Annotated in this window: 10 protein-coding genes; 1 reads left to right on the forward strand and 9 read right to left on the reverse strand. The window is 28.2% G+C overall.

The genetic code is table 4. The features are described from left to right. Nucleotides 1-120: 120 nt before the first annotated feature. The 3 genes from NPA07_RS04190 to NPA07_RS04200 all read right to left on the reverse strand — a co-directional run bounded on the left by NPA07_RS04190 (nucleotide 121) and on the right by NPA07_RS04200 (nucleotide 4,288). The gene (locus tag NPA07_RS04190; protein ID WP_126118407.1) at nucleotides 121-1,005 is read right to left on the reverse strand and encodes a Cof-type HAD-IIB family hydrolase; all 885 of its coding nucleotides are present in this window, start codon (nucleotides 1,003-1,005) and stop codon (nucleotides 121-123) included. Nucleotides 1,006-1,292: 287 nt separating this feature from the next. After that, nucleotides 1,293-2,825 (reverse strand): 2,3-bisphosphoglycerate-independent phosphoglycerate mutase, encoded by a 1,533-nt coding sequence (gpmI, locus tag NPA07_RS04195; protein ID WP_256553155.1) that lies wholly within the window; start codon nucleotides 2,823-2,825, stop codon nucleotides 1,293-1,295. Between the two features lie 212 nt (nucleotides 2,826-3,037). Next, entirely contained in the window at nucleotides 3,038-4,288 is a 1,251-nt protein-coding gene (locus NPA07_RS04200; protein ID WP_126118406.1) for an ATP-binding protein, read from the reverse strand. 261 nt (nucleotides 4,289-4,549) lie between these two features. Here NPA07_RS04200 and NPA07_RS04205 point away from each other — a divergent pair, with 261 nt between their 5' ends. Then, nucleotides 4,550-5,506, forward strand: a complete 957-nt coding sequence (locus NPA07_RS04205; RefSeq protein WP_174705417.1) for an SAM-dependent methyltransferase — start codon at nucleotides 4,550-4,552, stop codon at nucleotides 5,504-5,506. Between the two features lie 128 nt (nucleotides 5,507-5,634). On the opposite strand, the gene NPA07_RS04210 is transcribed toward NPA07_RS04205, so the two are convergent. The 6 genes from NPA07_RS04210 to NPA07_RS04235 form a co-directional block, all read right to left on the reverse strand. Next, nucleotides 5,635-6,999: a M17 family metallopeptidase gene (locus NPA07_RS04210; protein ID WP_126118405.1), complete on the reverse strand. Its 1,365-nt coding sequence runs from the start codon at nucleotides 6,997-6,999 to the stop codon at nucleotides 5,635-5,637. Between the two features lie 86 nt (nucleotides 7,000-7,085). Then, on the reverse strand, nucleotides 7,086-7,568 hold the full coding sequence (locus tag NPA07_RS04215; RefSeq protein ID WP_126118404.1) for a DUF3899 domain-containing protein: 483 nt from the start codon (nucleotides 7,566-7,568) through the stop codon (nucleotides 7,086-7,088). A gap of 49 nt (nucleotides 7,569-7,617) precedes the next feature. Next, nucleotides 7,618-10,227 carry an ATP-binding cassette domain-containing protein gene (locus NPA07_RS04220; protein ID WP_126118403.1) on the reverse strand — a complete coding sequence of 870 codons (2,610 nt, stop codon included), beginning with the start codon at nucleotides 10,225-10,227 and terminating at the stop codon, nucleotides 7,618-7,620. Next, the gene (locus tag NPA07_RS04225) at nucleotides 10,220-11,314 is read right to left on the reverse strand and encodes an ABC transporter ATP-binding protein (protein ID WP_126118402.1); all 1,095 of its coding nucleotides are present in this window, start codon (nucleotides 11,312-11,314) and stop codon (nucleotides 10,220-10,222) included. Before NPA07_RS04225 ends, NPA07_RS04220 begins: the two co-directional genes overlap by 8 nt. Before the next feature lie 3 nt (nucleotides 11,315-11,317). Continuing rightward, the gene (locus NPA07_RS04230; RefSeq protein WP_126118401.1) at nucleotides 11,318-12,541 is read right to left on the reverse strand and encodes an ABC transporter permease; all 1,224 of its coding nucleotides are present in this window, start codon (nucleotides 12,539-12,541) and stop codon (nucleotides 11,318-11,320) included. Nucleotides 12,542-12,545: 4 nt separating this feature from the next. Then, nucleotides 12,546-13,622: an ABC transporter permease gene (locus tag NPA07_RS04235; protein WP_126118400.1), complete on the reverse strand. Its 1,077-nt coding sequence runs from the start codon at nucleotides 13,620-13,622 to the stop codon at nucleotides 12,546-12,548.

The following is a 13,622-nucleotide window of genomic DNA, read 5'->3' on the forward strand; positions in this document are numbered from 1 at the left end:
TTAATTAAAATAAGACAAATTATATAATTTGCTTAATAGAATTATATATTAATTATTTTATTTACATAATTTTTTGAAAAATGAGAAAATTTAAAAAAACAGGCTTTAAAATAGCCTATTTTAATACTTACCACGCTTTTTTTGGCTGTCTAATTTGTTTTTTAATTCTTGTTTTTCAAGTAATAAATGAGTTCTAAAAATATAATCATTTATTGCTTCACCTAACCCGTTTTGGTTGACATCACTTGTATAAAATTTAGCAGCATCTTTTGCTACTTTTTTAGCATTATCCATAGCATATGAATACCCAGCTGCTTCAAGCATTGCTACATCATTTTCACTATCGCCAATAGACATAACATAATTTGGATCACATTTAAAAATGTTATTGCAAATTCATCGTAGTCCATAACCTTTATCAACATTATTAGGTGTGATTTCAATATGAGATCCAAAGAAAATAACATTAAGTTTTAAATTTAATTTTTTAAGTTTCTCATATGCTTTCTTAACTTCTTCAACAGTTCCAAATAATTCAATTTTGTGTATATCATCATTGATAATTCCACTTTTATCTCATGCATCATACTCACTAAATTTTGTTAAAAATTCTTCCATTTCAACTGATGCATTATAAAGGTAATATTGTTTTTTTCCAAAGTAATATAAATGAACAAAATCAGGATTTTTAGAAGATAAGTCAAATATTTTTTTGGCTTCACTTTTATCAATTAATTCGAGGTGAATATATTCATCTTTTTTCATGTCATAAACACCAGCTCCACCAGCTGTTATTATGTATCTTGAACCCATAGTTTTAGCTAATTTTTTGATTTTTTCATTCGCTGGATTCCCTGTTGCAATAATAAATTCAAGGTTATATCTTTCTTCTGCATCTTTAACAGAATCGACAACATCTTGTTTTAATTCTTTGTTTGGAAATCCATAAATTGTTCCATCAACATCACTAAAACAAACTCTTTTAATTAATTTTTCATTACTCATACATTAATTATAAATTTAATTTAGATTTTAAAAAATCTTTAATATTCATTTAATTAGTGTGAATTTTATAAATAATTTAGCATTTTAATTATCTCGTTTGACAATTGAAAGAAGTACTCCATTATAACACATTTAATAAATCTCATTTTTACTAAACTAACTATTTTATAGTGATTTTAGTAAATTCAAGATTTTACAATTGTCAAATAAGTTTAATTTGTTTTAAGTCTTATACATGATAGCTTAAAGTATAAAAAAATGCCAAATAATGGCATTAATTTATATTACTAACATCCACAACTTTTGGCACATTTACAATCGCATGATTTAATTAGCAATGATTTTTCATCCATTTCTTTTGGTTGTTTAACACCAATGTAATCTAGAACTGTTGGAGCAATATTTGCTAATTTACCATCTGCAAGTTTAACACTTTTATCAGTACAAATAAGCATTACAGGACTGCTTGTGTGTTTTGTTGCCGGCTTACCTTTTTCATCCTCTGTGATTTCTGCATTACCATGATCGGCAGTAATGAAAATTGTTACATCATTTTTAGCAGCTCAGTCTCATAATCTTTTAATTTGAGAATCAAGGAATGTAACAGCTTCAATAGTTGATTTTAGGTTTCCAGTGTGACCAACCATATCAGGGTTTGCAAAGTTCATAATTGTAATATCATAATCTAAAACATTTTTAATTAATTCATCTACAATACCTTCAGCAGACATATGTGGAGCATCAGCATATGATTCAACCTTTAATGATGGAACCATGATACGTTTTGAGTTTTTAAATTCAATATCATTTCCACCATCCATAAAGTAAGTAACGTGAGCATATTTTTGGGTTTCAGCAACACGTAATTGGCTTTTTCCTGCTTTTTCCAAAACACGACCAATAGGCATACTTACTTCCATTTCTTCAAATGCAACAAGTGTGCTTATTCCTTCATATTTCATCATTGAGCAATATTTAGAAATTTTAACTGGGTGTTTTGGTTTGTTATCATAAAGTTTTGAACCAATAAATAAATGTGTTAACTGTCTTGCTCTATCAGGACGGAAGTTAAAGAAGATAATTGAATCATTATCTTTAATAAAGTGAGCACTCTTATCAATTGCTGGTACAAAAAACTCATCTGTTACATTTTCAGCATATTGTTTATTAACATAGTCAATAACTGATGTATATGTACTTGTTGAATTACCTAATAATGCTTCATAGTGTTTTTCAACTCTATCAAACATTTTATCTCGATCCATTCCATAGAATCTTCCACCAATTGAGGCTATTTTATAGCCATATTTGTCAACTTGTGCTTGTAATTTTTTAAGTGAATCTAAGATACTTTTTGGTGCTACATCACGACCATCACCAAATGCATGAACTGAAACTTTTTTAAGTCCATATGTATGTGCCATATCAATTAATTTAAATAAGTGATCTTCAAGTGAGTGAACACCACCAGGACTAAGTAAACCCATTAAGTGAAGTGTTGAGTCTTTTGCTTTTACATCAGCAAAAACTTCATTAAAGGTTTTATTTTTTTCAAATTTACCATCTTTTAATGCTTTATTAATTAAACTTAAACCTGTGTAAACAACAGTTCCTGCTCCAATGTTTAAGTGTCCTACTTCTGAATTACCCATTTGACCTTTTGGTAAACCTACGTATTCTCCACTTGCTTGAATAATTGAGTTTGGATATTCTTTAAATAATTTATCAAAGGTAGGGGTTTTAGCTAATTTGAAACCATTCCCTTGTTTTTCATCACGTAATCCTAAACCATCAATAACAACTAAAATTGTACGTTTCATATTTCTCCTTATAATTAGTTAATAATATTTTATTATTTATTTAGCTATTTAAGTTCAATAATTTAACAATGAGATCAAAAACTATGAAAACATAAGCATATAAGCAAAATGCAAAATGAGTATAACAGATACCTAAAATATGCACATTTGCATTAAAATTATAAATTTTCTACATTACGCTTTTTTTCTAAAACAATTGTTTTATAGTTGTTTTAGAAAATATTGTCATCTAACAGAAAATCAAACAGGTTAATAGTTTCGATTCCATAATTATCTCTTTTATAAACAAAAGCATCTTTTGTAATTATTATTCTTCTATTCGCAGTTTTTAGCAATTTGAGTGGTTTTTTCTCTCTTGCCTCATTATTCTCATTAAGTTGCAAGCAACATTGAATATAAATGATTTGACCTGATTTATTTGCAACAAAATCAATCTCAAATTCTTTTCTTATATATTCACCTTTCTCGTTATATTCTCTCTTTTCTAATGAACCAATTGAAACATTAAAACCTCTTCTCTTTAATTCGAGTGATATTACATTTTCCATAATGTGGCCTTCATCACTTGAAACAAGGCCACATAATTGATTTCTAATTCCTAATTCAACAAAGTAATACTTATTTAGACTTTTAAAAATTTCATAACTTTTTACACTTTGCCTACTAACTTGATCAACAATAAAGGCATCACAAAAATAATCTAGATATTTACTTATGGTATTGTAACTTATGTCTGATTTTTTTAAACTTTTGAAATAATTAAAAATTTTATTAGTATTAATTAGTGATCCAATATTTTGAGCTAAAAATTTAATTATCTCTCTAAGATATTCCTTATTTTTGATTTTGTATCTTAATACAACATCATTTAAATATGTGTTATTAAAGAGGTTTTGTAGATAGTCCTCTTTTCTAGCAATTTCTTGATATAAAGCTGTCATAGGCATTGAGCCAAATTGGCAGTATTCTCTTCATAACTCATCATTAGATTTATCTTTATTTATACTTTTAAATTCCTGAAAACTTAAAGGATATAATCTTACTTCCTCTCCTCTTGATGCAAATTCAGTTGCTATATCACTTGAAAGTAATTTTGAGTTGCTTCCTGTTACATAAATATCAATATTCTCTCGTTGCATAAAACCATTTAAGACATCAATAAAGTTTGAGACATTTTGAATTTCATCTAATAAAAGATAGTATTGCTCATCTTTATTTTTTATTAAACTAATCACATAATTAAATAATGCTGTCCCATCTCTCAAATGAAGGCTCTCTATTGAATCCAATGAAATTCTAATTATTTGTTCCTCACTAATACCTGCATTTAACAAGTGCTTATAGAATAAATTGAAAAGCAAATAACTTTTTCCAACCCTTCTTGGTCCAGTTATTATTTTGACAAGTTTATCACGTTTCATTTGAATCAATTTATTTAAGTAAAAATCTCTTTTAATTTCCATAAGTTACCTCAAAATAATTATACTTGTTTGCATATTAAAGTGAAAAAATATGGTCATTTGACCAATTTTTTTCAGTTAAAATATTCTTTTTTGCTTCTTTTGTTATATTTTAGTGAAAAAAGTTGGTTATATGACCTAGTTTTTTCACTAATATGATTTATGGCTAATTACTGATTCTATTCAAATTAAAATTTTTAATTTTTTTAGTAAAAACAAGCAAATAAATATAAAATAATAATAAGTTAAGGAAGATAAATTAAAATGAATAATTTTGAAAGCAAATACAAATATGTTAATGGTAGAAAAATGGTTATAAACCAAAAAAATATTTTAGACCAGTATTTTACTAAATCACAAATTGCATCAGAACTTTATAAGGATGCAATTGATATTATTTCAAAATATGAAGACATAAATAAATATGTATGAATTGAACCTTCTGTAGGTGAAAGTTGTTTTTTTGATTTGCTTCCAAAAGATAAAAAAATAGGAATTGATATTGAACCAAAAAGAAATGATGTAATAAAAAGTGATTTCTTACAATACAAATTTCCTAATCAACCTACAATTGTTATTGGAAATCCACCGTTTGGACACCGTGGTGTTTTAGCACTTGAATTTATTCAGCATTCTAAGGAAGCTGACTTTATTTGTTTTATACTTCCAATGTTTTTTGAAAGCAAAGGAAAGGGCTCAATTAAATATAGAATTAATAAAGAATTTAATTTATTGTATAGTAAGCAATTGCCACAAAAATCTTTCTACACACCCGATGGAAATGATGCGGATGTTAAATGTGTTTTTCAAATTTGATCAAGAAAGCATAAAATCGAAAATAAAAATGACTTTAGTTGATATAGTTTAAAAGAAAATAACCCTTTTGAAAAATTTGTTTCACTCTACACTGTATCAACTGCAAAAAATAGAGAATGTGGTAAGAAATGAATTCATGAGAAAAAAGCTAACTACTATCTATCATCTACATTTTTTAAAAGTAATTCGGTTGTTGGCTCATTTAAAGATGTTAAATATGGAAGCGGAATAGCAATTGTTTATAATACAAGCGACATCAATGTTGTTAAAAAACTTGATTCAATTTTTAAAAATGCTAATTGAAATAAATATAGCAGTCTTGCAACTAACTCTTGTAGACACATTGGAAAAGCACATATTTATGAACTATTATGAGACAATAATATCCTAAATGAGGAATGATAATATGGATTTTAATGAGACGTTACTAAAAGCGATATGAAGCCTATTGAGAACATTGTCAGTGAGTTATCAAAAGTTTTATAAAATGACCAAAACACTTGTTTTATAGGTGTTTTGGTCATTTTTGAATTTTATTTCAATAAAGCAAATTCAACAAGAGTATCTATTAAGACACCTTGTGGCTTCCCTTTAATGTCTGCTGTTCCAGCTACATCACAGTGAATGTATGGAACATTATTTGTAAATTCTTTTAAGAACATAGCTGCTGTATTACAATCTGATTTTTCATCATTATTGTAATTGTTTAAGTCTGCAACTATTGATGCAGTATTAGGTTCATGAAAGTCTTTATGAAGTGGCATTCTTCATACTTTTTCCTTTGCAATATTCGCTGCCTTGTTGAATATTTCTCAATTGTTTTCGCAAGTTGAATAAATACCTGAGTAACTTGAGCCTAATGCTCTAACAATTGCACCTGTTAGTGTTGCTACATCAACTAATGTTGTTGCTTTAAGGACTTTTGCACCATAATAAAGACCATCAGCTAAAACAAGTCTCCCTTCTGCATCAGTATCAGTTACTTCGACACTAATTCCACTCATTGACTCATAAACATTTTCAGGAAGTGAAGCATCTCCGTCTTGTCTATTATCAGTTATACACATAACTGCTGCAACATTTTTCTTAGCCTTTAATTGTGCTAGTGTTTTAATTGTATATGCAACAATGACACTACCTGACATATCAAATTTCATACCTTCCATATGATAACCTTTTGTATTCATACCGCCAGTATCAAATGTTATACCCTTGCCAACATAAACAATTTTATCTTTGCTTTTACTATCTCCATTGTATTCAATAACTACAACACGTGGTTCATGTGTAGAACCTTTGTTAACCGAAAGCAATAAACCCATATTTAATTTTTCTATGTCTTTTTTATTTAAAACACTTACTTTTAAACCATCTATATTTTTGAAATCATCAACAATATATTGTGCTAATTGTTCGGAGTTACAAAAGTTTTCAGGCATTACTTGGAGATTTCTTGCTAAATTTCTATTTGTTGCGATTATTTCAAATTTGTTAGCTAAGTCTTTAAGTGAGTCGTCTTTCAATAAGAATGTGAATTCATTTTTCTTCGTTTCTTCTTTCTTCTTATTAAACAAGTTATATGAGTAAAAAATTACTCTTGAATAGAATGCTTTAAGAACTTCTTTTCTAGTAATTTCATCTGTCACAAAACTTTCTAAATCTATTTGGTAATCTCTTGAACTAGTTACTATTTTAGTGTCAATTAATTCAATTAATTGATCATATGTCTTAAACTTTTTATCTAAAAAAATGTAAGCTGTTTTTTGAACAAAAAATTCAGTGATTGCACCTGTTTTACAGTTAATTTGGTCAATTTTGACCTCGTTGTTTTTGCTTACTTCAAAATAAGCTTTTAATAATATTTTTTCATCTCTTTTAGTGTTGTATAAATTTGCCATTTTTACTCCTTTTAAAGGTTTATTTAATTATATTATAATTATCATTCTTATTGGTATTGATAAATTAAAATGCACAAATTGTGCATTTAATTAATGTACGCTACTATGCTGCTTGAAATAAGAAAAATTGTACCTATCACAAGCATTAAATAATATATAAAACGATTGATTTTTTTATTTTCGCATTGTTCAATCTTTTCGCTTTTAATTTTAATTTCTTTTTCTAAAATACGAATTTTTGCTCTTTGTTCTTCACTGCTTGGTTTTCTTTTTTCACTTTCTAATTCATTTTTTGCTCTTGTGAGTGAATTGTTTCTTATACTTTTGAAAAAAGTTGTTCCAAAACCTAAGCTAAACAGTATAACAATAGTTGAATAAGCTAAATTAATTGCACCAATTACTAGTAGCGTGTCGCTAACATTAGATTTATATGGAATCTCACTTTTATAACTGCGGCGGTAAAAATAAAGTGAAATACCTGCTATTATGGATAATAATAAAACAATTGTGAAGTGAAGTATTTTCTTTCATCCAAAAGCTTCTTTAAAATATTCTCTTGCTGGATTCATATTAGTGAAATTTTAACAAAATTTATTTTTTTATTGTTTTTTTAGCACTTTAAGTCTTTCTAGAAACACTTTTCTTTTTAGTCTCTTTGACTTCAGGTTTAGTTTTATCACTTTCACTTAAGCCTGGTTTTGTGAAATCAAAATTTGATGATATTTTGATTTCACTGGTTTCTTCATCAATTTTGATCTCATCAGTATATTCAATATTTGAGGGGACATCATCACGACCATCATATGGCTTATGATCAATTTGTGAATCATACTCTTCATCAGTTTGCTTACTTGTTGCAAGGTTGAAATTATTAATACCAAAAGGTTTAATTCATTCTTCAATTTGCGTCATAGTTCCATAAAGATAATGGTCACTTTCAACTTTGTAAAGTTGAGGAACATTTGGATAAACTTGTTCCTTAAGATAATCAAGTTCAAAACTAACATTTTCAAATTTTTCACTGGCATTAGAAATCTTAGGCACAGCTTTAAATAAGTTAATTGTATAAGGATGCATTGGACGATTATAAACAGATTCTGTACTTCCACTTTCCACAATCTTGCCAAGGTGCATAATTTGCACTCTATCAGCTATATATTCAACCATTGATAAGTCATGTGCAATGAAAATCATACCTATGTTCTTCTTTTCACATAAGTCTTTGAGTAAGTTAACAACTTGGGCTTGAATTGAGATGTCTAATGAGGCAATTGGTTCATCAGCAACAATAACTTTAGGTTCACTAATTAATGCTCGAGCAATGACAATTCTTTGTCTTTGACCACCTGAAAATTCATGTGGATAACGATATGCAAATTGTTTAAGTAAACCAACATCCTCAAGAGCTTTGTAAATTGTTGTTTTAGTTAACAAGTTTGAAATTGATGAACGATAGTAGTATTTTGCAAAGTGTTTTTGGATAAATTTACCAAATTTATTTCCAAAAACCGCAAGCATTTTGGAATTTTTAATACCAAGTAATTTATTAATATCATTAATATCTTTTTTAAGATATTTAACTTCAATATGGAATGACTTAAGTGTATTTAATTTGTCAGCAATTTTTGTTTTATAGATATTTTTTAACTTAACAAGCTCTTTGTATTTAGTCTTGTCAGCTTTTGCAGCTAAAATTAATTTTCTTAGTTCATCAAAGAAAATATCTTTAACTCTTGTAAATTCACTATCAGCTATTGATTGCTGTGAAACAAGCGAGTGATATTGGTCGCTTTGTTGCTTAATCTTGTCTTGAATTTGAGCAATAACAGACTTGTTTTTTTCAATGTATTTAGCTAATTCATAATCATGAACTTCTTGTGCTAAATCTAATGATTTTTTAGCCTTTTCTAAGTCTTCTTGAGTTTTTGATGGTTCTTGTGCAGACTTAATTATAAATTTTAATTGAACAATTTCTTCTTTTAATTTTGCAACAGCAGTAGCAAACGCTTCTTCTTCACTTTTATCAATGCTTACAAATTTATCATAACTAAAATTGAATTTCTCACTTATTGTTTTCTCCACAAGTTTTATAACTTTTCGTTGATACTTAATTGGTGTTAAATATTGTTCAAAAAATTCTTTTGAATATTGTTTTAAATTCTCAATAAGTTCGCTAATTTGAGCATATGATAAATGAGTTAATTCCTTTTTAATTTTGCTAATAATTTTAGATATTTTTTTGTTGATTAACTCATTTTTATAGTTAAATAAGTAAAAATCTAAGTCATATGATGTTAGTCTTGCTACACGACAAATTCTTGACTCACTTTTATATTCGGCTATAAAATTTTTAAAAGTGTTTCTGTTATCGTTACTCTTTTCGTTTTGAACTTTAATTAATTCCTTAAGTTCATTTTTCTTTTGAGTAAGCTTATTTTTTGCTTCATATTGCTTTTGAGATATTTTTGTTAATTGTAAGACTCTTTCATATCTTTCTTTTGCATTAATCAAACCAGTTTCAGCAAAATCTAAGTTCTGATTTCGATAATCTTTTTGCTTTTCATAGAAAAAACTAATAAGATTATCGGTGTTTGAATACATATTATCAACAATTTCGCTTTCCATATTTTGTTTTTCTTCTAAATAGTTAAAGAAATTGTTGAAATTATCTTCTAGGTCCAATTCACTATCATAGTGAATTTTTTTAAACTTCTCAATTCAATATGGGAAGAATTTTTGTGCTAAAAGAGTAATTGACTCAAGATTACTTAATTCAAGTTCTAGTGCTCTTTGTTTAAAGGTATAGTGAAAGTTTTCTTTAATGTCATATCAATCTTTAAAGATGTCGTTTATTCGTTCTTTTGTAATTCCATTAACAACTAGTGGTTCCTTAAGTGTTGAATAAATGTTCTTTTGACCGTTAAGTGCAGCATGTGGATCTTGGAAAATCATTTGAATATTTCTTCTCAAATGTTTCCTTTGCTTATTTGAAATTCTTGAACCACTAACAATTTTGCCATCTAATGTAACAAAACCATTGAAGTCATCATAAAGTCTTAAAAGCGATCGACCAACTGTTGTTTTACCACTACCGCTTTCGCCTATAAGTCCAACTATTTCACCTTCATGTAGACTGAAAGTTATATCATCTGCAGCTTTGTTAGTAATTCCACTATTAGTAAAGTATTTTTTGAGACCTTTAATATCTAAAACAATATTTTTATTCATCTTTAAATACCTTTCTAAAGCTTTCTATTCTAAATTTAAGCTCTTCTGGTTTTTCAACTTTCGGACTATCAGGGTGCAGTAGTCATGTGGCAGCTGAGTGAGTTGAAGTAACTTCAATAAGCGGTGGTTCTTTATAGAAGTCAATTTCAAGTGCATAATCATTACGTGGAGCAAAAGGATCACCTAGCGGTAGGTTAGCCATATCTGGTGGGGCACCTTTAATTGAATAAAGTCTTGATTGAGAATTTTCTGGAATGGCTGAAATTAGTGCTCATGTATAAGGATGTCTTGGGTCAGTAAAGATTTCTTTTCTAGTTCCTTTTTCTACAATTTTACCTGCATACATTACATAGATAAAGTCACAGAATTTAGCAACAACTGAAATGTTGTGTGATATTAGAATAATTGAAATGTTCATTTCTTGGCGAATTTTTTCAAATAATGCAAGAACAGAAGCCTGAACTGTTGGGTCTAAAGCTGTTGTAGGTTCATCGGCAATAATTAAGCTAGGTTTAAGAGCAACTACCATTGTAATAACAATACGTTGCTTCATACCACCACTTAATGTATGTGGATAACGATCAAAAACTTGTTCTGCATTTCTAATACCAAATTTGTCCAAAAGACCTACCAAATAGGTTCTCTTGTCTTTATAACTCTTGCCTTTTCAATCATTGTTTAAGTTAAGTGCATCTAAAAGTTGAAGACCAATTTTTCTGGTTGGATTTAAACTTGTTAGTGGATCTTGAGGAATATATCCTATGTATTTACCTCTAATTGATTGTCATTGACGTTCTTTTTTAAATTTAGTTAAATCAATATTGTCAATTTCCATTATTTCTGCTTTTGTTGTAGCACCTTCATTAACATTAATTAGTGACTTCGATGTAACTGTTTTACCACTACCACTTTCGCCTACTAGTCCAACAATTTGACCTTTGTAGATATCTAAGTCAATACCTCTAACAATTCTTAAATACTTGCCTCTTCCGACCTTAAAGTCAACTCTTAAATTTCTTACTTTTAAAAGTAAGTCATTTTTTGTTGAGTTTTCTTGAATATTACTTGTTTCTTTTTCAAAAGTCATATTTTATCCTTTTACTTTAATTACTCTTGGATCTAGTGCATCATGAAGACCAATAGCAATAAATTGTAAACTTACTGAAAGTGTTAATAAGATTAAGGTTGGAAGTCACATCAATCATACATTTGTTCTTGAGTCGATAATGTTATCATTAATAAACTTACCTAGGTTTATGTCTGTATCTTTGTTATAGAAACCTAAAAATGCAAGCGATGCAATTGAAAGAATTATTGCTGGAATTCTACGAACATAGTTCATAGCAATTTTACCTAAAATTGCTGGTAATGCGTGTAAAAATATTTGTCTTGTTGTTGAGGCACCAACACTTTTAGCAGCCGTAATGTATTCTTCATCTTTAACAGTAATAATAAACATTCTAGTTGCTCGAATTGGCCAGGTTCATCCAACAAAAAGTAAGCCTAAAATTAATATACCTTCACTTGTACCAGCAGCTGAAATAAATAAAAGTAATCAGATAACTGATGGTGGTGCTTGAAAAATTTCAATCACTCTCATCATAACTGTATCAATTCATTTTCCAGCATGGAAGCCGAGTATAGCACCAACTGCAACACCAATAACAACTTCAATAGTAGCAACAATTAGTGCAATTTTGATTGAACTTAATGCACCAAATCATACTGATGTTCAAATATCAACTTCTTTAAATGTTGTTCCAAAGTATGTTTTCAATGTTGGCATTGAGTTAACAATTTGTTGAATATCTGAAGCACTTATACTACTTCCTTTTGATATTGCATGAGTGTAAATATAGTTAGCTTTTCAGAAACTATATGCATTATAAGTTAATAATTGTGTATCATAATCTGCTTTAATATCACTTAGATATTGATCAAGTGGCCTAAATGAAATAGTATTGTTTCATGCAACCATTCTTTCATATGTGATAAAGTTGTCTGCATTAGTTACAATTGGACTAAAAAGTGGTGGTAAATTTGATGTTAGTTCATTCCCGTCTTTAAATATTTTGCCAGTAGCTGAATATGGAGAAGTTAAAGTTACAATAATTCCAGTTAATATTAGTGTTATAAAAACTGCAAAAGCAATTAGTACAACTGGGTTTTTGAAAAATCGTTTGCAAATTTCATAGAATAAAACCTTTGGTTTACCAACAATGTTGGTTGACTTTTTTTCTTTGTCAGCAAACTTAATTTTTTCAATTAAATCTTGTGGAATGTTGTACTTTTTGTTAAAAGTTTTTTGTTCCATAATTTTATGCTTCTCCTTTTGCTAATAATTCTTGATCTTGTTGCTTAAATAATTCTTTTTCAGCCTTAATACGAGCTTTCTTAGCTTTAATAACTTCAAATCAGTTAATTCCACCACCTTTTGAATACTTAATTCTTGGATCAATTAGTGTAAATGTTACATCAACAAGAACATCGGTAAATAATGATAAAGTAGTAAAGAATAAGATATTAAACATTACAATGTTTGTTTCTCCATTAGGAAATGCATTAATAATTAAGTCTGAGGTACCTTTAACTAACCAGAATCTTTCAATAATAATACTTCCGCTTAATAGTGTAATATATGAAGGAATAATAATAGCAGCTAATGGAATTGATATGTTTCTAAAAACATATTTAAAGAAAATTTGTGAACCGCTCAAACCTTTAGTTTTAGCAATTAAAACATAGTTTGATGTTAATACAGTAATAACTTGGTTTCTTGAATAAAGTGTGTAAACAGCTAGAGAACCAAATGACAATAGTGATATAGGTGCAATAATTGACTTAATTGTTTTGGCTCATGAACCACCTAATTCATATGGTGATATAAATGAACGACCAAAGCCCATTTTGTTAAATATGTTAATAAAGAATGGTGCTAAAACAAATGATGGCACTGCTATAAAAATGAAAACAAAGACATTAATTAACGAATCTCAAATTGTACCTCTTTTGTAGCCAGCTAAAATACCAATTGTGGTGCCTAAAATTGCACTAATAATAAAGGCAGGTAGTGAAATTAAAATAGTTCACTTAAGTGGATCAAAAAACATTTCAGGAATTGTTTCATATTCAGATTTATATGTATAAACTTTTCCATATTCGAATTTGAGAATGTCTCCTAAGTAACCAAATAACTTAACAATTCCAGGAATTTTATCAAATTCATCTGCATCTCTAAGTCTTTGAGCCCTTTCAAAGGTGCTTAAGCCTTCTTGTCCTGCAGCAATACGATAAGGGTTTTGTTGAAAAGCAATTATAATTGAGTAAGAAAATATAATAATAATAAATAATGTGAGAATAGCAAAAGCTATTCTCTTAAAAATATACTTAATCAT

Source organism: Mycoplasmopsis caviae, assembly GCF_024498215.1.
Taxonomy (GTDB): domain Bacteria; phylum Bacillota_I; class Bacilli_A; order Mycoplasmatales; family Metamycoplasmataceae; genus Mycoplasmopsis; species Mycoplasmopsis caviae.